Genomic DNA, 19,885 nt, shown 5'->3' with positions numbered 1-19,885 from the left:
ACTGCCCGCCACCTCGGCGGGCAGACTGGCGTTGCGGGCCGGCTTGAACCCAGGAGGACTCATGCAACTGTACGTCGTGCGACACGGCCAGACGCTGGCCAATGTGCAACATCGCTACCTAGGCGCACTGGACCCCGAACTGACCGAGATCGGTCGCGAACAGGCCGTGGCCCTGCGCATGGAACTGCCGGACGCCATCGACAGCATTGTGGTTTCACCTTTGCTGCGCGCCCGGCAAACCGCAGACATCATCCGCTACCGCAAGGATTTGCCGCTGCAGGTGGTCGATGCCTTTCGCGAACGCAACGTTGGCGCTTTCGAGGGCCTGACCCAGTCCGAGGCCCAGGCGCAGTATCCCGAGCTCTGGCAGCAGAACATCACTCGTCGCTGGGATGCAGCGCCACCGCAGGGCGAGTCGATCCTGCAAGTGGTGCAGCGGGTGCATGCCGGGCTGGTGAAGCTGTTGACCGAGCCGTCCTCAAGGCACCCGTTACTGGTCGGTCATGGCTTCGTCGCCAAGACCGTGCGTGCATTGGTGCGACAGGATTTCTCGGACTTTTTCGACTGGCAGCTGGGCAACGGGCATTGGTTGGTACTCGATCATGTCGAGCGGGTGCTGGATTACCCGTTGCTGGCTGAAGATCCGTTGCCGGTTGGCTGAAACCGAGAGGAGTAGAGCGAGCTCGATCGTTTTACCCCCGACGTGGCGACATCCATGACGCCGCCACATCGAGAGGCTCAGGGCGACCAGGTCCCGACTTCTTTGGCATTCACCGTTTTCGGCAGAAGCCCCGCTGAATAGAAGGCGTCAGCAATCTTCTGCTGTTCACCCAGTTGATCGACGCTCACTGCCTGCACCTGATAGCTGCGGTGATCGTTGGCGGCTTCCACCGTCGTCACATCCAGATTTCCCCACAGAGGCCCCAGCACTTTCGCGGCATCTTGCGGGTTTTTCTTGACCCAGCTGCCGGCTTGCTGCAACTGGCCAAAAATACGCGCGAGCACCTCAGGATGGGCCTGCGCGTAAGCGGTACTGGTCAGGTAGTAGCGCTTGTAGCTGGCCAGCCCGGCGCCATCGGCCAGCGTGCGAGTAGGCAGTTGACGCTGCACACTGGTCAGGAAGGGTTCCCAGGTGACCCAGGCATCCACTTTATTGTTCTCGAAGGCAGCACGGCCGTCGGCGGGCGTCAGATAGGCTGGCTGGATATCGGCGAACGTGAGGCCTGCCTTGGCCAGGGCCGCGATCAGCAAATAGTGCGTGCCGGCAGCCTTGGTGACCGCGACCTTTTTGCCTTTCAGATCAGACAGTTGCTTGATCGTCGAGTCTTTGGGAACCACGATGGCCTGAGCGCTGGGCGAGGGCGACTCCTGAGCAAAGTAAGTCAGCTTTGCGCCGGCGGCCTGAGCGAAGATTGGCACCGTGTCCGCCACGTCGGCGCTGATGTCGACGTTGCCCACGTTCAGCGCTTCGAGCAAGGGCAGGCCGCTGGGAAATTCGTGCCAGCTGACATCAATGCCGTCCTTGTTCAACGCCTGTTCCAGCGTGCCTTGGGTCTTGAGCAGGGTGATCAGGGTCGAGGATTTTTGATAGCCGATACGGACAGTTTCCTGGGCCTGGACAGGTAGAGAAAGCGCGCAGGCCAAGGCCACGGAAAGTCCTGCCAAAAGGTAGCGTTGAAGGGGCTTTTTGGAAGTTTTGATAAACGCCATATGACACGTCTCGGAAAATTGAAAACCCGAGTCTATGGTTATAAACAAGCGACTGTTAAATACCCTTTGGTTATTTGATTAGACAGGTTCAACCGTTCGGGGCGGGCGTAAGGAGCAATATCCGGGTCTGACAGTTATCGGATATTGCAAATGCGTCATCTCGGACCTCCAGGGCTCAAGCATGGGATTTTCGGCCGCCCAATCGCTGATCTTGAACCACAAGGTCAAAACCCTTTCATGCATTTCCTGACATCGTCATCGATCACATTCCCGGGCTTCATACAGTCCTTCAGCGATCGTTGATCCTGCAACGCCTCGAATTCGGCCCGTTGCCTGTTCTTGCAGTTTTGATTCATGACCTTGCCAAGCGCTGACGTATCGCCTTTGTAGGATTCACACATCGAGGCATTGGCCAGCTTCTGCATTTGAATGACCAGCGGCTGAGTCACAGGATCAGCAGCCAGGGTGTTGAAGCTCGCACAGCCTAACAAGATTGCGGCGATGTGTTTCATGGTTCGTCCTTGAAGTGAAAGCGCGGTTGCGAATTGTTGTGCGTGGCGCGTGATTCGTAAAGCAGCGGAATGAGCGAAGAATTGATTGCTGGAACAGCGCGCGTTGAGACCACTAGACGAGATGCGGAACGAGGAATGTGATGGGTGTCTGTGAAAAGCGGTTTGGGGTAGAAAGCGGGAGGACCGGCTTTTACCAAGGTTGCGATGTGGCACACTCGGGTCCGGAGATCGTATGCATAATTACGTATAATGTATATTATGTTAAATCATTGATGCGGAAGAAATGCTCGTGAGCTGTCAGGCGGTTTTCAGGTTGTGCCTGATTCCTCAGCCTTCCCCTCAATGGCAAGATGGTGACGTCTCGGGTTCTCGCTCTTGAATCTGTTGAGCTCGTCGGACGCTACTCACCTGGAGAGTGATCTGCCGGACTTTACATGGACAACCTTTGACCGATACGAAATTCTGGCTGGCTCACTTAAGAATGCGGTGCTCGGTGAACACGTAATACGCATGGCAATCGGCAGTCGGGCCCGGCTTGATACTTTCAAAGCGGACAGTGTCGGCATCGAGGACTTTGTAACTGTAGAAGTCGGGGTCGTGCACACCTCTGATGCTCATCGCCCTCTTGCCTAGTACCGCTACCCAATTCCCAGTCTCTCTGTAAAGCCTGTGGGTCTGTTCGGCGTCGCTGAAGAAGGTGACCGAAAATGTGCCATCGACCCTGAAGTCAGTGCTCCACGACAAGAATTGGCACTGGGTCTCTGGATTCCGCATCCCTTTCCATTGCCCCACCAGGCGAGGGTCTTGAAAATCACAACCCGTAAGAAAGCTGGCCACTAGGGCAACAGCCAGCAATGAGCGCAGTTTCAATTACTATTCCCTATGCATGCAGCTTGAGCAGGCCAGTGTCGGCCTTCAGTCGAGTCTGTAGCGGCTGCAGGCGTAAAAAGTTGAGTGCTCATCGGGTCGCCCGTGACTCATGACACTCCTCTAGCCAAGCCGGAACTGCCTTCGAAAGGCTCTGAAGAACTTCAGATCGACCTCTCAAGTCGACCGCTTATAGCCTGAAGATCGCGAAAAGGATGTATTGCGGATACAGTCCTGTTATCTCAAAGCTTCCTCTGGCACTTGCCGTTTGCAGAACATCCCCCAACCCATCCCATGATTTTCCATCATATGGATAAGGTTCGTTCCACCATTCTCTATTGTTAATATCGGCAGTTATCGCGAGCAAAACGCCAAATTCAGCCCGAGGCGATTGGTTAAGCTCGTCTGAAGATATGGGAGGCGCGTGTGCAAAATCGATCATTTTGAGATAGTCACGATACATTTCCGCAGCCTTGCCGGCAGAGAAAAGCTTTTTGGCCTCCACCAAGACTGCCACGTCAATACCTGCCAGATTTCCTCTGATCAAAAGGTCGACCCGGCTGTGTCCTTTGACCACGTTATGGTTGGAGGCCTCAGGATAGGCATGCAAGCCCGAGCGTAGTGCCCGTGCGGCTAGGTGAATGATCAGGTTTGATTCTTGTAATCCATTTCGCTCCGGATATATCACCGGCCAGTGCGCGGTTACCGCTTCTTCAAGCGCTTGGCTTGTTTGCAAAATCAGGTCAGTGATGGCTGCGATTTCACCCACAGTAGTTCCTTAGATGTGTGAAAATTTGTTAGCTCATAAGCGAGTAGTTTCGCCGCCTATACAGGCGCATGCCTGCTGAGCGCGACGCGCTGGCCAAGAATCCGCAGCTACGCCAGTGGCTGGCTCCCTGCGCTGACAGCTTCGGTTGGAACCGAAAAGTCCAGCCGACCTAGAGGCGAGTTGGCTGGCGGCCTATCGCCTTGCGTTAGAAAGCCTCAAGCCTTGCCTCAATGCCGGCGTCTTTGGCCGCGGCGATCATTGCGTCGACGCGGTCGGCATCCACGATGAATCCCACGTACTCGTCGCCACCGGTATTCAGGTGCAGGTAGCGTTTGTCGAACCTGGTCAGCCAGTCATCGAATTCGGCCAGCACCTGCACAACGGTCTGCCCATCGCGCAGTTCGTGCTGATACAGCTCTTGAATGCCGTAGGCTTTGGTCAGATGGGGAGCCAGATATAGGAAGCCGTCAAACCCTTTCCAATCTATGGCGAGCAGGACAAGGTGCTCGAGCGATTGTCCTTTATCAGGATCCAGCAAGCCCTCTGTCAGCGCGCTGGATGGCTCTTCCCCTTGACCGTAAGAACGCATGACTCGTCTGATGAGACGGGCTTGCTCCCTTTCAGGCAGACGGGCCAGCAGGCTTTGAGTGAAAGCCTTGAGCTCAACGCGAAAAGGATGAAGCTCTCGCATGATCGCGGCATCACTCAACGGTGGCTCATCAGGAGGTGGTTGGGTGAAGCGACCACCGAATAATCTATTCAGAATTCCCATACATCTCTCTTCCTTGGACTGAAGCTTGCGCCCTACCCCAGCAGTAATCAGTGTTCACTTGGGGCGGAGCCCGAATGGTACTTCAGTTGAGCGTGGCCTCCGGCACGGCTGTCGTGAACCAAGCAGCCTGACGGCGTCTTGGCCCTAAGCGATGCCCTCCTACCTTGTGACGGCCCTCAGTCAAACACAGAAGCTGTGCCGTGTCGGGCACCGTCTGTGTCAAGCCGGCGTAAGGAGTATGTAAATTATTGTTTTAATTGACTATTTAACCAAGTCACTTTCCGAACTTTTCTTTCATCTCAGGTCTATTTGATCAAGCTAGGCAGGTACTCATGCCTTCCATTGTTCATCTGAGGTTGCATATCTGAATGAAATCCTACATTCCCAAAGTGCTGCTGGCAGGTCTCTTCTCGTTCACGGTGGTGAGCAACGTATCAGCCATGCAGATGCAGCACACCGCAGCTGTGCCAACGGATCTGACACCTGCCCAAGCCATATCCCATCCAGTAGAAAATCCGTGGCCTAACCTACTCAGCTCGGAAACCTCGACATCCGAGCCAATGCTGGCCCAGGGCGACCGCTACTGGCATGACGGTCGGTGGCACTCACGCAAAGAAGAGATGCGTCGAGCCCACTGGCGAAGAGAGCAAGCCCGCAGAGAAGCTGAACGCCGTAGAGATTGGGAGCGTCATCATCCCCACGCAACCCACCATTACCGTCGCTAGGCCCCCGGCGTTAGGCAGCCTTTGAGCCGTAATCCATTGACTCACCGGGCCAATAGCTGCTTTTGTCAGCAAACGCGTGTACTCAGAGCGCGAAGTGAGTCCGCCCAGCCGCACCGATGAGGCCCCTAGCAAAAAACCAAGGTTGCTGAAGCGTTAGCTCCTCGGCAAATGGCGACGATACACATCACCAACGAGCTTGAGGGCAAAACGTTCTTTGGAGCTCCGAAGTGACACCACTGGGAAGTCTGATGGTCGCGCGTTAGAGTGCGACCACCATTTCCAAGGATGACGCAATGACACGCCTACTCAAATCCATTCAAATCACACTTCTCGGGGCCTGTCTTTTCACTCCGGTCACTCACGCTGAGCCGGCGCGAAACCTTGCTCAGGAGCAGGTCAACCAGCGTCTGGTTCTAGACTTCTACGAGAGTTTTTTCAACCAACACCAAACAACTGAGGCGGCCAAGGTCGTCGCTGACAGCTACAAGCAACACAACCCAACAGTGCCCGACGGTAAAGCACCCTTCGTGAATTACTTCACCGAATTCTACAAAACTCATCCCGACGCACGCTCCGAGATTGTTCGCAGCGCCGCCGAGGGTGATCTCGTGTACATGCACCTGCACAGCAAGCCTGACAGCACCAGCCCTGGCTCGGCCATCCTGAACGTGTTCCGTGTCGAGCATGGAAAGATCACCGAGCACTGGGACGTCATCCAGCCCGTACCGGCAGAGTCAGCGAACACCAATGGCATGTTTGGCGTTGCTGAATCCACAAGCGCCAAGCCTCGCGATCTCGCCCAGGAGGCAGCCAACCGCAAGCTCGTCCTGGATTTCTACGACGGGGTGTTCAACCAGCACAAAGTCGCGGAATCGAGCCAAGTGGTCTCGCCTGACTACATCCAGCACAACCCCTATGTCGCCGATGGCAAGGCACCGTTCGTGGATTACTTCACCGGGTATTTCAAAGAACATCCCCAAGCGAAGGCACGGGTAGTCCGCAGCGTGGCCCAGGATGATCTGGTGTGGCTGCATGTGCACTCGACAGAGTCCGATCAGGATCGTGGCCAGGCCGTGATGGATATTTTCCGGGTCAAGAATGGGCAGATCGTTGAGCATTGGGATGTTATTCAGGACGTACCTGACAAAGCCGCCAACGCCAATGGCATGTTCGATTGATAGCCCAGACAACTCTTTTAGTGATCTGCCCCCCTACCGCACGTTCCCCCCTCTCGGGCACGCGCGGTAAGGCCTCGGCCACCGTTTGTCTCAGAATCCAGCAGCGACCGTTGCCACAACCGAGGCTGGGTCACCGGCATAGTTGCCAGCACTGGCGACCGTTTCCATGTAATCCCGATCAAAGATATTGCGCGCGTTGAGTGACAGCCGCACGTTCTTGTTCAGATCGTAGAACGCGTCAGATCCGTACGCGCGTAGCCGCCGGCGCTGAACGGGTGGCCAGTAAAGCTACCCCAGCGCATCTCCCGGACTGTTCCCAACTTGGAAACACACAAGTCCAAACTAGCCGGATTATCACAATATCTTGATACACCTAGAATTCTCTCAACGCCTCAGCAAGGGGCCACAGATCACCTACTTAGAGAATCATCATGACCATCACGACTAAAGACACCACTGCTGCAGTTGGCCGCGTACTTCTGGCAGCGCTGTTTCTGCTAAGCGGATTCGCGAAGTTGACCGGGCCGGCTGCAACCATGGCCTACATCGAATCGAGTGGCATGCCGTTCCCGAAACTGGCGTACCTGGGTGCTCTGGGTGTTGAACTGGGCCTGGCCTCGCTGCTCGTGCTCGGCGTGCGTACCCGGCTGGTAGCAGTAGTCATGGCAGTGTTCGCCGTTGTCACGGCGGTGATGTTCCACAACTCGCTCGGTGACCAAGGTCAGTTCGTCAACTTCTTCAAGAACATCTCGATTGCCGGCGGTCTTCTGCAGACCGCAGCCTTCGGTGGAGGCCTGTTGAGCGTTGATGCCTTTTTCGAACGTCGCAGAGCTTTCGCCGCAGCTCACTGATTAACCTTCATTGCTCCTGATCTTCTTGATCGACCTTGCCGCCAGAACGGATTCCGGCGGCTTTTTGCTTTGTCTCAACAGCCCCTACCTCAACCAGTCGAGCGTCAGGATCAACCGCCGCTGGTTATCATCGACCACCGGTGAGCGATGGATAATGCCGCGCCCCTCATTGCCAGACCATCGTTCGCCCTTGAACAGGGCGACATCGCCGGCATTGAGTCTGTTTGGCGAGGTATCGGTTTCACCACCTTGAAGCAGTGGCGCCCTCTCCACCTGATGTTCCTCCAGCCATTCGCTGCCGACACCCACGTAAGTTGTGATCAGGCGTACTGACACATAGTCGACATGAAAGCGCGGGCACATCGCCTTCGCCAGGACGCGAAGTCGCAAGCCGATCCGGGTCGCCCCGAGCAGAAAACTGTAGGCTTGAACCAGGCCTGATACATCCTCCACGAACTCGGCATGACCGGCGTAGTGACGGTAGGCTTGCATCAGATCAGTGAGATCAGGGACCTGGTCGTTGGAGACGTCTACCACCCGGTTATCGGACAGATGCGCGCCGTTAGCGACAAGCTGTTCGGCAAAGCTCGCCCCGAGCGGGTCGGGTGTACGCTGCCAAATGGCGAGGTTGATCTCATCGTTCAGGATTTCGGTCAAGCCAACGATGCTGTCGGAGATTGCGTAGTGCTTCTGCATGCCCTGCCACTCTGGTTTTTGGTGATCGAACCGATCGACAACTGAGGTTCCTTACCGCTGTGTGGATGGATGTCCAATTCACCGGCAAACCAGAATGTTACACTATAACGTACCATTTTGTGAGGAAGGAGTTCTCGGGGAACAAGCCTGAGGCTGCCGCCCGCTTGCGCAGGCAGCAAGGGGTGGCCGTCACTTCACGATTTCGATCGGCCCGTGATCGTCGCAGTGATCGCCATGAGGGTGGTGGAGATGCCCGTCAACCAGATAATCGACGTGGTCACCATGGGGTACGGACGGGTGCCCGCAGTTCGGGCCATGGACATGATCGGCTGCATGACCGGTGCACTGATGTTTCGGCGTGCACTGGCTCGGGTTCACGCTGGACACCTCAATCTTGTGTTCGTCGACGTGGCCATCGTGCATGTGGTGCAGGTGCCCGTCGTGAAGGTAGTCAACGTGGCCCTCATGCCTGATAGCGGTATGACCGCAGTTCGGACCGTGCTGGTGATCATGATGTTGGTGGTGAGGTGCATTGCAAGTGCTCATGACGAATCCTCTACTGCTGGCTGAGTTCGTTCAGTATTGAAAACCCTTTAGCGGGTTCAGCTTTTTGACGGTCTGCATCATTGTGCTTCGAAATGCCGGCCCATCATGGACGGACCACCATTGACCATAGCCCATGAAGCACATGCAGAGATATGACTGGTCAGTTATCAGAGATCCTGAACTACCTTCAGGGATCTGAAGAGTAAAACTCACCATCGTCACCTTGTACTCGTGCATTCAAGCATTTGGCGATCGTTTGGAGCTTGATAATCGCCGGCTCAGATGGGTCTTTGGTGTACACCTCGCCAAGGTCGGCTCGATACCACACGGGAAACTCGCCTTCCGGGAGGGCAACCATGAAATCCTCTGGGCCGTTGTTGGGATCCTTGACGATTTCAGGGTCAGATCTGACTCACTCCCGCCATTGCTCGAAGGTGATCTGAGGCCCCTCCTCGTCTGCCCAAAAAGCTTTTCGACTGATGTGGACGTCGTAGCCCGCTGCCGCGTAAGTGCTTAGCCAGCAAAGGCACAGAAAACCAGGCACTCGCACCCATTGGATGACAGGGAGCCTCATTGCCAGAACTTCCACCAAGGGCGTTTTCGCTCCACTTCAACACGGGTGCTGCTCTGTCTGTAAACAGCAGTAGCAATTGTGTGAGTCTGCTGCGCCAGCTCGTCCAGCCAGTCCTGAGGCCCAATCCAATGATCATGGACGGCTTCGAGAAAATCTCGATCCAAAGGTAGCTCCGAGGCATCGCCAATCACCGTACTGAAGGCCTCGCATCTTGGACACCACGCTGTCGATTCGGTATATCGGGTCACATCGGACGCAGGAAATACCGCATAGCAGCCGAAGCATGCGCAATCAGTGCTGACCATGATTTCTGCCTGATTTTTGTTCGCATGATCATGTGCACGGTAAGTATCAGGCATTCAAAACTCCATCGACTTCAAAGTGAGCCTGCTTTCCAAAGTCAGGATCATGCCCTTCCCATTTCTTCATATGAAACTTCGACAAGCGCAGTGGATTCGCCCCAAGCGACTTCTGCGATAGCCAACATAACGTCAGCAAGCGCTACAACATCGACAACGGGTACCTCCACACAAGCCAATCGACCAGGCGACCAATCAAGAACTTGGCTTCCTACGTGTTGCTTAGGAGGGAAGCAAACGCCCTTTTGGGTGCCTCATCTGAGGTGTACATGAAGTCAAAACATGGCGTAGTGTCGGCAAGCAATGGATAAACCACAATCCATCCTTGAGATGCGCTCTGGAATCGAATCGTGACGTAGCGATGCCCCCACGTTGATTCATCGCTGCTGATGAGTCGAAGGGCTCCGAGTATCGTTGAGCAGCTGGGAATTTGAGTCATTTGAATGCGCGCCGACCAAGGAACAGGCACCTGGCAGCGAAGACCATACCTGCGCCAAAAACCACCAGCAGCAACAAGTCACCGATCAAATTCAGTCTGAAGCGCCAAGGCTCTAGTTCAGATGTCACGCTTTCTTTTACGCGATGAACCTTAGGGCCGGTGAAAACCTGCAACTGTCCAGTGTGCAATGCATCAAGCATTTCATTGATCACAGCAAAGACGCCACCTAGGCACGCCAGCCCTATGAAGAATCCATAGAATCGTAATCGATAGCCTGGGAGCTGGCCGAGCGTGTGGCCGTTTAGACGCGCACCTAGCGACTCGTTGAAAGTCTGAAGCTGTTGACGATTGCACAGCGTTGCAGCCCCTAGCGCAATCCCGCCCATCAGCATGAGGAGGTAGCCGATCGGCCATCCCTCTCCGATGACCGTCCAGGCACCAGGGATCGTCAGCGCCAAGCCCAGGATCAACATTGAAGTGCGGTCTTGACCTGGTTTCCTTCTGTCACGCGGTTGCATCGGATCTAGACGCATCACCATTCATAATCCTCCCTGAACTCCACTGCTACAACGCGGCTGGTTGTTGCACACCGATGCTCACCCTGCACTCGTCAGGATCAGAGCATCAAATGAAACGTCAAAAACTCACCCTCTGCTTCGTACCCCTGACTACGGTACAACTCCTGCGCACCCAGATTGGTCCTCGCGGTATCCAGACTGATCCGCTGGGCACCTTCAGCGCGCGCCATGTTTGCCAGATGATCGAGCAACATACGCGCGCATCCTGTCCCTCGCGCTGCAGGATCGACGAACAGATCGTATAGCCAATAAAAATGCTTCATCGCCAACGAACAGGTCGCCGGATACAACTGGGCGAACGTCACGGCTTTCTTCTGCTCGCTCACCACCAGGAAAACCCGGGAGCGCTGCTGTTCGAGGTTGGCGCGTAGAAAGTCTCGGGACTTTTCCAGATCGTCAGGCAGTTCGTAGAACATGCGGTATTGGTTGAAGAGATTCGCGGCACTGTCTACGTTCTGGCGGGTGCATTCAATGACTTCCATGTGCGGCTCCCTGGCTGGGTACGGGAGAAAGATTCTGATGCAGGACGCCGGCACCTGGCAAATGCGGTGGCGGCCTATTAAGCCTTCAACGCATAACGCCTGCAATGCTCCAGATACCCTTGCTCATGACTGCCAACCAGTTGAACGACGTTCGACCACAGCCACGATGGCGCATCCAGCGTTTCCGAGCGGTTGCGCTGCAGATCCCTGATCCAGGACGCGCGGGTCGCCAGGTCCATCTGCCGGGCGTGTGCCTGACCGACCACTCGGGACAGATAGCCTGCCGCCTGAATCGCCTCGGTCTGGCTGATCTGGTCCAACTCAAGCTTCATGTCCTGGGGCAGCAGTTCACGAACGAAGAAGCCATTTTCGCCCATGCGCGCGGCAACCATGCGGTTGCCCAGGCCCGGCGACAGATGGCGGGCGCCTTCGACCACGCGCCTGGCGTTGTCCCGCGGCATTGACGCACGGGGTGAACGCGGTGCGGCGGCGGCAACCGCCTGTTTTACATCCAGCAGGCAGTATTCCTGGTCGTCGCCCTCCCCGACGCCCATCAGCACGGCGTAGCGCAGCAGTCCCAGAGAGCTGCACCCTTTCACCCAATAGGCAGAGTCCAGCAGCTGGACCTTGTCATGGTGGGAGCGGCCTTTGAGCGAAGTCACCAGCGCATGAATATCGTGGGTGGAGCACAGTTCACGAAGTTCCGATCGCTCTTGCCGGGACAAGGGCCAGAAATGTTTGCCCAGTGGAAAGGTCGGCTTGGTGTGTTCGATGCGCTCCTGCGCCAGGTGCTTCCAGGTACGTCGTACAGCGGTGCGCATGCCCGCTTTCACTTGAGTGGGCCGTGGCGGTTCCTCGTCGACGCTGTCCTCGAACGCCATCTCGTAGCCGCGCATCATCTCTTCGAGCATCCGGGCGGTGGTCACCCCGGGCAGATCCGAACCCCGCGCTGCGGTCGCCAGGGACAGGGCAAGCCTCACCAGGTCATGGGCGGGGTTGCCGATGACCGTCTGATCAAGATCGCGGATATGAATGTCGATTCCGCCCTTGAGGTTGCCGGTCGGGCCGAGATTGCCGGCGTGACAGTCGCCGCAGATCCATACCGGCGGGCCGCTGGGCAAACGCCGGCCAGGTTGCGTATGCAGCCAGTCATAGAACTGCACCGTGCTGCCTCGCACGTAGACATGGGCAGACCTGGCCATCTTGAGGTTTCGGAGTTCGTTGAGAGGTTGCAGGCGGTCGGAAGGACGAGGTGGTTTTTTCATGTGAAGTCTGATGTGAGGCGTTACAGCTACGACTTCGGGCGCGTGAGAATGTTGCGAAATATTTCTAAAATCCAGGAAGCATCCACCTATTACTGTGGGCACAAGCTGAGCGCGCCCTCCGCTTGGCCTTTCAATTATCATGCGCACATTCCAGCCTACGTTGCCGCCACCGGATCAAGGACTTTGATTTGCAGACGAACTCTCTAACGGCGCGTGAGGCCTATCAGATCTTGCGCGATATCGCCCTGGGCGTTCGAGTCATGCGCCGATTGGGCGAGCAGTCCTGGTCCCAAATCCACTGCGGTCGGATGAGCGTGGAAGCAGATGGTTGGGTCATCACGCTGTACAACGATTGCAATGCCCTCTCCTATTGCGACAGCTGTCACAGCCCGGATGGCCGCGCCTATCTCTTCGATTCGGGCAAGCCCTATGGCACTGACCCCGTGCAGCTCTTGAGTACCTGGGAGCACGCCCAGCTAGAGAAACTCTTGAGCGTCGAGTAGCCGATGCGAGTTCCACCCCGTCGCTATTTTACGAACTCAAGACAGGCAAATCCGGTCTTGATCTGCAACGGCTGAACAGGCGCAAGGCTCTCCTGATCGCCCACCTTTTTGACCAGGTTCAAGCCGCAAAAATGCTGGTTCGGGCTGATGACTGATCTGCCCCAAGCTTTGCAACTGAGGTCCAGGCGTTCAGGCCCTTCGAACGAAACGAACCCTGGCCCGCTGGGGGCGCAGTGAGAACCAGCCACGCGGCGTGAGTTCGCCGTTGTGTACGATGTCCCAATGTTCCACCCAGTACGCCAGCGCCGCTGCAAGATCAATCATTGCCATCGCGGTTCCCGGGCACGCGCGATCACCCAGACCGAATGGAAAGTAGGCGCCCTGCGGCCATGTGGCAGGAGCAAGGAAGCGCTCCGGGCGGAACGCCAGAGGGTCTTCGAACCAGCGCGCGTCGCGATGGGTGATCCAGCTGGAAATCATGACCACATCGCCACGTTTGAGTGGATGACCCGCTACCTGGATGTCTGCCGTCAGCTGTCTCGGCGTAAGCCCGTAGGCCGGTGGATAGAGACGCAGGCATTCCTGCAGCACCGATCTGAGCAAGGGACAGTTGCGCAGATCACTGACCGAGCGAATGGCTGGCCAGTCGATCGGTGCCAGTTCGGCTCGCAGTTGCTCGCACAGTTCGGGACGTTGCGCCAATAGCAGCAAGCACCAGGTCAATGTAGCGCCAGTGGACTGGTGCGACGCCATCAACAACGTGCAGAGTTCATCACGCAGCTCGATGAGGGGACGGCTCGACTGCTGCACAACGTCATCGATCACCGCCCGCAATTGGCCTAGCGCCCAGCGTTTGCGTGGGCACAGTTTACTCGGGAACCAGTGCCCCAACGGCAAGCCGGTCGAGACTTCCAACAGCGCCACCCGCGACAGCAGGCGGACCGCTTTGGCGATCCGGTAGGCTGCGGGCTCAAGGTCTACATCGAACAAGGCATGGCCGCCAAGCGTGGCGCTGAACGCGGCCATCTCCAGATCGAGATCATACTCGCGGCCTTCCACTATCCGCTCTGCCCACTGCGCAGCAAGGTGGCGCACATCATTGGCTGCCGGTGCAGCAAGGTGAGGACGGACTGCCTTGCGCTGTGCCCTGGCCGACTCGCCTTCACCCATCATGAAGCTGCGGCCATTCCACTGCTTGAGCATGCAGAGCGCCGGCGCCCAGCGGCGTAACTCATTGCGATGTTCGACCATCAGTTCGTGCACGGCTTGCGGATGGAACAGGCACCAGACACGCTGCGGCCCCATACGCATGACAGCGACGTCCGGTTGCTTCGCGTGCATTTTCTGCAACCAGGACAATGGATCGCGTTGGATCTCAAGCCAGTGGCCAAGGCCTGCCCGGTTATCGCCAACCCAGGGCAGGTGGGCCAATCGACGACGAATAGGGCAATTGCGGTTGGCTTCAAGCATGGCTTCGTCTCTATACAACCAGATTAGCCAGCCTGTGCGGGGCCTTTTCCGGTTGGGTGTCATTGGCTTTCCGGGCCACGCTCGGCACCCGCGATGAGCATACTACCTTCAATACCCGGTCTCTGCGCCCTGCTCTGTTCCTTGGCTTTTTTCAGCAGCTCGATTGGGACTTGCCCCCCGACCTACGCCACTTCAACACTAAACGTCGGCTGATGCCGCATCACGATTTCCGCAAGCTCCTGGCTTTGTATGTATCCCGAAGCACTCGGGCGGCTGACGGCATCGAAAATGTCGCGGATCACCGCCTCGACGTCGGGAACTTCAGTCTGCGCGTCGCGACAGAACGCCAGTCGGACACAGCGTCCATTGCCCACTTGCCGCACGAGCATTTCCCAGCAGTGTTGCTGCGGCAGGCCTTCGAGATCAAGCGGCGCCGATAAGGCTGCCAGCTCCCGAGCATAGGCAGGCCGCAGGCGGTGGGCGCGGTTTGGGTTATCACTGAACCAGGCGCTGTCATCGGCCTTCCAGCGCTCTGCTTCGACCTGAGTGGTGGATGCCGCAGACAAGCCGGTGATGCGTGGAAACGGATCGTCGAGGGGGCCGGGGGTCATATCGGCCGGTACCCAGGCGTCAAACTGCAGCTCCAGCTGGGTGCGTGAGAGATGGATCGGTAGCCCGTTGTCTGGCGGATATGTGCCGGTGGCGTGTATCGAGAACAGCGCGGGCCGGCAGCATTCGCCGGTGAGCACCACCCTGTCCTGGCGGCTGAAGCCGGCGAACACCTGGTCGTTGGACTCGAAGCGAACACCGCACAATCCGCAGTGACGCCCTGCTCGCTGCAGGATCTGCGGGATCATTTTTTCGAAGCGCCGACGATGACTGCGGCTCATATGCACCTCGTCTTCCCATGACAGGCTTGCGGCCCTGAGGACGCTTCGCGTCTCCCTGGCCCTCAGCAAGCGTAGCTTTGCTGACAAAATTTGCCGCGTTTAAACGCCAGAACACGACATTTGTGTATCACGGATGTGTCAGTCATCATGCACAGACGCTTGCAATCCCCAGGACATCGTTTCAATCCAAGGAGTTACACATGAAGTTGCGTCATCTGATGGTCCCTTTCTGCGCGCTGATTTCCTCCACCAGCGCCCTCGCCTCCACCTCGCCGCTGCAAACCTTCCTGGCCTGTGATGCAAGCTCCCTGTCGGTGGTCAACCAGCCCGGGCTCAAGGAACGCATTTCAAGCACGCAAGAACACGGCAAGATTACCCTCAGCGGCGGAAGCAAGACCGACGCCGGGCAGCGTTGGATGTTCGACTCGCCGGTAGTCCTCGACGGTGTTGCGCTGACCGGCTTTTTTGCCGAAGACCAGGAGTTGATGGGGTCGCGCATCATTGGCTGGGGCTTCTACACCCAACAAAACCCGGACGAGCTCTATGCGCAGCTCAATAAACTGCCGGTGAGCAAGCTTGAGCAGGTCAACGGGATCTACGCTCGCCCGCAAATCTGGTCGCACAAACAGGCTGGCTGGGTCGCGGAAGGCGATGACACTGCAGGCAAGCTGGTGACCGATACCGCAGAACGGATCTTGATGGTCGAGCCTGCGCTGGCGGATGTGGCCAAGACCAGCAAAGGCATGATCACCTGCTCGGTTCAAGGCACGGTCAGCCCTGAAATCCTCAAAGCCACCCGGCCTGACCTGATCAAGTAATCGAAAGACCGCGCCTCTGCCCTCAGGCGCACCCTGCCCGGCCCGGCTCGTCCTTCAATTGTTCAACAGCAGATCCACGTTTGCGCTCAGCGCTTCCAGCGCAAACGGCTTGGTGACAATCCTGGTGGACGCGCCATACGCGCAGCTTTCAAGGTCTTGAGGCTCTGAATAGCCGGTCATGAACAGCACGGGCACCCCGGGCCGCAGTTCACGACCCAGCTTGACCAACTGCCGACCATCGATGCCGCCCGGCAGGCCGATATCGGTGATGAGCAAATCGATGCGGGTGTCGGACTGCAGCAGTTTGAGCCCCGCCTGGCTGTCCGCGGCCTCAAGCACCGTGTAGCCGAAACCGCTGAGCGCATCACTGACGAACAGCCTGACCGAGGGCTCGTCGTCGACCACCAGCACGGTCTCGCTGGCCACCGCCGACTGCGACGGTGCAGCCGGTTCCTGCGCGCAGGCGAGTCCATTGGCTTGTGCATCGACCGGCAGTTGCAGGAACACCCGCGTGCCATGGCCCTCGGTGGACTCGATCTTCAGTTGCCCGCCGGATTGCTTGGCGAAGCCGTACACCATCGACAACCCCAGGCCTGTGCCCTGGCCGACCGGTTTGGTGGTGAAGAACGGGTCAACCGCCTTGGACAGTGTGTCCGGGCTCATGCCGGTGCCGTCGTCAGTCACGCTGATGGTCAGGAACTTGCCCGGTTTGAGGTCAGAGTCGCCGTCTGCGCCCTGCTCGAGGGTCTGGTTGAACGTCTTGATCATGATGCTGCCCGAACCGGACAGCGCATCACGTGCATTGATGCAGAGGTTGAGCAGCGAGTTTTCCACCTGCGCGGCGTCCACGACGCAGATCGACGAAGTTGCGGCCAGCTCGACCTGCAGATGGATCGACGGCCCCACGGTGCGCCGGATCAGTTCTTCCATGTCGGCAATCAGCGCGTGCACATCGGTCTGCACCGGCACCAGCGTCTGCCGGCGAGAAAACGCCAAAAGCCGGTGGGTCAGCGACGCGGCGCGTTGTGCGGCGCCTTGAGCCACTGCCACATAACGCTCCACGTCACTGACCCGGCCCTGCTTCAAGCGCATCTGAATCAGTTCAAGGCTGCCAGCGATGCCGGCCAGCAGGTTGTTGAAGTCATGAGCGATGCCGCCGGTGAGTTGCCCGATCGCTTCCATTTTCTGCGACTGACGCAGGGCCGCTTCGGCGGTTTCGCGCTCGGCGATGGCGTCGGCGATGCGTTTCTCCAGCGTGCGGTTCAACTCCAGCAGCGCCGTCTCGGCTTGCTTCCTGGCCGTCACGTCAATTGACGAACCGACCAGGCCGATGACCTGCCCGGACTCATCCATCAGCGGCGCCTTGGCAGACAGCCAGATCACCGCCGAGCCGTCCGGCATGTCGACCCGTTCTTCGATCTGTTCGGCCTGGCCGCTGCCCATGATTCGCCGATCGGTTTCCATCACCTGCAGCGCCTGGGTCTTGTCCTCGAGGATTTCCAGGTCAGTCTTGCCCAGGTAAAACTCAGGCGGTTTGCCGATCAGCTGCGTGGCGCCGTCGTTGGCCACCAGCAGACGCCCTTGCAAATCCTTGGCGTAGACAACGCCAGGCACCACCGCCGTGAACGTCCGGAGCAAGGCCGTGGCCCGGTCGCGGTCGGCCTCGGCCTGCTTGCGCGATTCGATGTTCATCAGCACGCCGGGAAACCGAATGGCTTTCCCGGCCGGATCGAGTTCGGCACGGCCATTGGCTTCGACCCAGTGGTAGCGGCCTTGCTCATGGCGAACGCGATACTCGCACCTGAAGGCGCCGCCTCGGGCCATGGTCTGTTCTATTTCCCGGGAAAGCCGGACAAGGTCGTCCGGATGCACCGACGCGAACGCCTCGGCAATCGGAATACCGGCCAGGCAGCGTTCAAACGGGATGCCGAAGGTTCGGGAGAATCGATCATCGGCCGTGACGCGGTCACTGGGAATGTCCCACACCCAGGTACCAATGATCGCGCCGGCATCCAGGGCCAGTTGCAGGCGCTCGACGGCGTCGGCACCAAACGCCTCATCCGCCTGGGAGGAAAATGGATCGGGCGTATCCCGTTGTCCTGAATCGTGTCGATCCATCTGCTACAACCACTGCTGAGCTTCAAAGGTGCAAGCATACCCGTGCACCTGCGCCAGACGAAACTGTCGGCGGTCACCACCGATCTATACCACTGATCTATACCACCGCGCGCAGGTATCCCTTGATCTCGTGCAGCGGGGCCTCCATCGAATTCAGTGTTTGCGCAGCATGCAAGCTCGTGGACAGGCGCTGAAGCTCACGCCCAAGCGGCTTGTCGGCACCGCCCATGGCGCTCATGGCCATCGCCAGGCACTCGTTCATCTTGCCCTGGATGGTCGGCAGATCGTTTCTGGCAACGAGCAGTTCGAAGACATCGCGCTGATAGTCACCCATGATCAGATCGTCCCGAAGAATCGGGCTTTGATCCTCTGATTCATAGGCAAGCTTGAGGCAAAACAGTGCGACGGTTTCCAGCATTGACTCCATTGAGCGGTTCCTTGGCAATTACAGTGATGCCCGGCCTTTGCGGCGGCACCGTTCAGAGCAGTATTTCACCTCTGCCCAGCAGCGCGCCCACTTTTTCCGCCAGGTGAATGGCAGGCCGCAGGCTGCACAGGTTTTTACCGGAAGCTCACTTTTTTTCAAGGGATGCGTGCTCCTTCAATCCGGGCATTGGCCGCCTTTCTTGTTGTTCTTGCCTTGGCCAACCTTGTTTATCGTCGGTTCTCGCCCTATGCATCAAGCTATCCTTCATCCGCCCACCTCGCCACGAAGAGCCCTATGAAGTCTCCCGACATTGAAGCCATTCGCGCCTTTGTACTGGTCGCACAGCTCAAGAGTTTTACCAAAGCGGCAGATGTCATGGGCACCACTCAGGCGGCGGTCAGCCTGAAGATCAGGCGTCTTGAGGAAGCGCTCGGCCGTTCGCTGCTGGAACGCACGCCACGCCGCGTGACCCTGTCACTGCACGGGTTGGCCTTCCAGTCCAGCGCCCAGCGGCTGCTGGAAAGCTACAACCAGGCCATGCTGAGCTTCGATTGCCCGAAGCGAACGCTGCGAATCGGCGTCAGCCATCACATCGTCGGGGCTGACCTGTCGTCCTGGTTCAGGCGCTTGAGTGCCGCCGATCCTGACGTTGTGGTGTCGTTCAGCCTGGGCACTTCGCGGGACATGCTCGACAGCTACGAGTCGGGCAAGCTGGACGTGGCCCTGATCCTGCGCCACGACAACCGGCGCCAGGACGGCGACGTCATCGGCACCGAGCGTTTCAGCTGGATGGCCGCAGACAGCTTTGAGATGCCCCAGGACCAGCCCCTGCCATTGGCCATTCAACCTGCGCCCTGTGGCATGCGCAGCATGGTGGCCGACGCATTGGGCGCCTGCGGGCGTAGCTGGTCAGAGGCGTTCGTGGGCTCGGGCATCCTGGCCATCGGCGCTGCGGTGTCAGCGGGCATCGGAGTGGGAGCCATGGTCGGGCGCATGGCGCCTGCTGAATGCGTCGACGTTGGCGCACGATTCAACCTGCCGCAGCTGCCCGAGCGGGACATCGTGCTATACACCGCACAACGCGATGCTCAAGTGCGCGCCCTGATCGACACCTTGAGCACGGTCATCACCGCCACCGGTTAATGCCACAACCGGGCGATGGCCACGCACGCCAGCGTCAGCCCCGACAGCGCCACGGCGCAGCTGATCAGGGCCCCCAGATGCAGGAGTGCGAAAACGGCTGCGGGGATTGTAGAGCGATGCATGGCGGTCATCCTTGTCGGGTGGTGAAGGCCCGATTATTCAGGGTGACCCAGGGGGTAAACAGCGCTTGGGG

Annotated in this window: 23 protein-coding genes; 7 read left to right on the top strand and 16 right to left on the bottom strand. The window is 58.1% G+C overall.

Annotated features, from left to right (window positions below; all coding sequences use genetic code 11):
• The first annotated feature begins 61 nt into the window (after window positions 1-61).
• Entirely contained in the window at window positions 62-661 is a 600-nt protein-coding gene (locus tag AC1MEK_RS10680; RefSeq protein WP_480396243.1) for a histidine phosphatase family protein, read from the top strand.
• Window positions 662-738: 77 nt separating this feature from the next.
• Here AC1MEK_RS10680 and AC1MEK_RS10675 read toward each other — a convergent pair whose 3' ends face one another.
• From AC1MEK_RS10675 to AC1MEK_RS10655, 5 genes are all read right to left on the bottom strand, one after another.
• A complete protein-coding gene (locus AC1MEK_RS10675) occupies window positions 739-1,710 on the bottom strand; it encodes an aliphatic sulfonate ABC transporter substrate-binding protein (RefSeq protein ID WP_480396242.1) in 972 nt (323 codons plus the stop codon).
• A 224-nt stretch (window positions 1,711-1,934) separates the two neighbouring features.
• Window positions 1,935-2,222 (bottom strand): hypothetical protein, encoded by a 288-nt coding sequence (locus AC1MEK_RS10670; protein ID WP_480396241.1) that lies wholly within the window; start codon window positions 2,220-2,222, stop codon window positions 1,935-1,937.
• 471 nt (window positions 2,223-2,693) lie between these two features.
• Entirely contained in the window at window positions 2,694-2,840 is a 147-nt protein-coding gene (locus tag AC1MEK_RS10665; protein ID WP_480396240.1) for a hypothetical protein, read from the bottom strand.
• A 439-nt stretch (window positions 2,841-3,279) separates the two neighbouring features.
• The gene (locus AC1MEK_RS10660) at window positions 3,280-3,858 is read right to left on the bottom strand and encodes a hypothetical protein (RefSeq protein WP_480396239.1); all 579 of its coding nucleotides are present in this window, start codon (window positions 3,856-3,858) and stop codon (window positions 3,280-3,282) included.
• 205 nt (window positions 3,859-4,063) lie between these two features.
• Window positions 4,064-4,630, bottom strand: coding sequence for a DUF6630 family protein (locus tag AC1MEK_RS10655; RefSeq protein ID WP_480396238.1), 567 nt, complete (start codon window positions 4,628-4,630; stop codon window positions 4,064-4,066).
• 1,018 nt (window positions 4,631-5,648) lie between these two features.
• Here AC1MEK_RS10655 and AC1MEK_RS10650 point away from each other — a divergent pair.
• Together AC1MEK_RS10650 and AC1MEK_RS10645 are read left to right on the top strand one after the other, a co-directional pair.
• Window positions 5,649-6,533, top strand: a complete 885-nt coding sequence (locus AC1MEK_RS10650) for a nuclear transport factor 2 family protein (protein WP_480396237.1) — start codon at window positions 5,649-5,651, stop codon at window positions 6,531-6,533.
• A 431-nt stretch (window positions 6,534-6,964) separates the two neighbouring features.
• Window positions 6,965-7,384, top strand: a complete 420-nt coding sequence (locus AC1MEK_RS10645; protein WP_480396236.1) for a DoxX family protein — start codon at window positions 6,965-6,967, stop codon at window positions 7,382-7,384.
• Window positions 7,385-7,468: 84 nt separating this feature from the next.
• Here AC1MEK_RS10645 and AC1MEK_RS10640 read toward each other — a convergent pair whose 3' ends face one another.
• Window positions 7,469-8,080 carry a DUF1826 domain-containing protein gene (locus AC1MEK_RS10640; RefSeq protein WP_480396235.1) on the bottom strand — a complete coding sequence of 204 codons (612 nt, stop codon included), beginning with the start codon at window positions 8,078-8,080 and terminating at the stop codon, window positions 7,469-7,471.
• Between the two features lie 213 nt (window positions 8,081-8,293).
• On the opposite strand from AC1MEK_RS10640, the gene AC1MEK_RS10635 reads away from it, so the two are divergent.
• On the top strand, window positions 8,294-8,650 hold the full coding sequence (locus tag AC1MEK_RS10635) for a hypothetical protein (protein WP_480396234.1): 357 nt from the start codon (window positions 8,294-8,296) through the stop codon (window positions 8,648-8,650).
• A 546-nt stretch (window positions 8,651-9,196) separates the two neighbouring features.
• On the opposite strand, the gene AC1MEK_RS10630 is transcribed toward AC1MEK_RS10635, so the two are convergent.
• The 4 genes from AC1MEK_RS10630 to AC1MEK_RS10615 all read right to left on the bottom strand — a co-directional run bounded on the left by AC1MEK_RS10630 (window position 9,197) and on the right by AC1MEK_RS10615 (window position 12,323).
• Window positions 9,197-9,559, bottom strand: a complete 363-nt coding sequence (locus AC1MEK_RS10630; protein WP_480396233.1) for a hypothetical protein — start codon at window positions 9,557-9,559, stop codon at window positions 9,197-9,199.
• 435 nt (window positions 9,560-9,994) lie between these two features.
• Entirely contained in the window at window positions 9,995-10,471 is a 477-nt protein-coding gene (locus tag AC1MEK_RS10625; RefSeq protein WP_480396232.1) for a hypothetical protein, read from the bottom strand.
• 143 nt (window positions 10,472-10,614) lie between these two features.
• A complete protein-coding gene (locus AC1MEK_RS10620; RefSeq protein ID WP_480396231.1) occupies window positions 10,615-11,058 on the bottom strand; it encodes a GNAT family N-acetyltransferase in 444 nt (147 codons plus the stop codon).
• 77 nt (window positions 11,059-11,135) lie between these two features.
• Window positions 11,136-12,323, bottom strand: a complete 1,188-nt coding sequence (locus AC1MEK_RS10615; protein ID WP_480396230.1) for a DUF2252 family protein — start codon at window positions 12,321-12,323, stop codon at window positions 11,136-11,138.
• 188 nt (window positions 12,324-12,511) lie between these two features.
• On the opposite strand from AC1MEK_RS10615, the gene AC1MEK_RS10610 reads away from it, so the two are divergent.
• The gene (locus tag AC1MEK_RS10610; protein WP_480396229.1) at window positions 12,512-12,826 is read left to right on the top strand and encodes a DUF7693 family protein; all 315 of its coding nucleotides are present in this window, start codon (window positions 12,512-12,514) and stop codon (window positions 12,824-12,826) included.
• A gap of 189 nt (window positions 12,827-13,015) precedes the next feature.
• Here the strand turns inward: AC1MEK_RS10610 and AC1MEK_RS10605 are convergent, their stop codons facing one another.
• Entirely contained in the window at window positions 13,016-14,296 is a 1,281-nt protein-coding gene (locus tag AC1MEK_RS10605) for a cytochrome P450 (protein WP_480396228.1), read from the bottom strand.
• Between the two features lie 182 nt (window positions 14,297-14,478).
• Complete coding sequence (locus AC1MEK_RS10600) at window positions 14,479-15,186, bottom strand: hypothetical protein (protein WP_480396227.1); 708 nt, start codon at window positions 15,184-15,186, stop codon at window positions 14,479-14,481.
• Window positions 15,187-15,386: 200 nt separating this feature from the next.
• On the opposite strand from AC1MEK_RS10600, the gene AC1MEK_RS10595 reads away from it, so the two are divergent.
• The gene (locus tag AC1MEK_RS10595) at window positions 15,387-16,004 is read left to right on the top strand and encodes a hypothetical protein (protein ID WP_480396226.1); all 618 of its coding nucleotides are present in this window, start codon (window positions 15,387-15,389) and stop codon (window positions 16,002-16,004) included.
• Between the two features lie 54 nt (window positions 16,005-16,058).
• Here the strand turns inward: AC1MEK_RS10595 and AC1MEK_RS10590 are convergent, their stop codons facing one another.
• The 3 genes from AC1MEK_RS10590 to AC1MEK_RS10580 all read right to left on the bottom strand — a co-directional run bounded on the left by AC1MEK_RS10590 (window position 16,059) and on the right by AC1MEK_RS10580 (window position 18,708).
• A complete protein-coding gene (locus tag AC1MEK_RS10590) occupies window positions 16,059-18,122 on the bottom strand; it encodes a hybrid sensor histidine kinase/response regulator (protein WP_480396225.1) in 2,064 nt (687 codons plus the stop codon).
• 97 nt (window positions 18,123-18,219) lie between these two features.
• On the bottom strand, window positions 18,220-18,549 hold the full coding sequence (locus AC1MEK_RS10585) for a hypothetical protein (protein WP_480396224.1): 330 nt from the start codon (window positions 18,547-18,549) through the stop codon (window positions 18,220-18,222).
• A gap of 18 nt (window positions 18,550-18,567) precedes the next feature.
• Window positions 18,568-18,708 (bottom strand): DUF2256 domain-containing protein, encoded by a 141-nt coding sequence (locus AC1MEK_RS10580; protein ID WP_480396223.1) that lies wholly within the window; start codon window positions 18,706-18,708, stop codon window positions 18,568-18,570.
• A gap of 135 nt (window positions 18,709-18,843) precedes the next feature.
• Here AC1MEK_RS10580 and AC1MEK_RS10575 point away from each other — a divergent pair, with 135 nt between their 5' ends.
• Window positions 18,844-19,692 carry a LysR family transcriptional regulator gene (locus tag AC1MEK_RS10575; RefSeq protein WP_480396222.1) on the top strand — a complete coding sequence of 283 codons (849 nt, stop codon included), beginning with the start codon at window positions 18,844-18,846 and terminating at the stop codon, window positions 19,690-19,692.
• Here AC1MEK_RS10575 and AC1MEK_RS10570 read toward each other — a convergent pair.
• A complete protein-coding gene (locus AC1MEK_RS10570) occupies window positions 19,689-19,814 on the bottom strand; it encodes a hypothetical protein (RefSeq protein WP_480396221.1) in 126 nt (41 codons plus the stop codon). The genes AC1MEK_RS10575 and AC1MEK_RS10570 overlap by 4 nt on opposite strands.
• Window positions 19,815-19,885: the final 71 nt, after the last annotated feature.

Source organism: Pseudomonas sp. 2 (assembly GCF_056627435.1).
The sequence above is the reverse complement of the archived record's forward strand: the minus strand, read 5'-3'. Positions and strand labels throughout refer to the sequence as shown.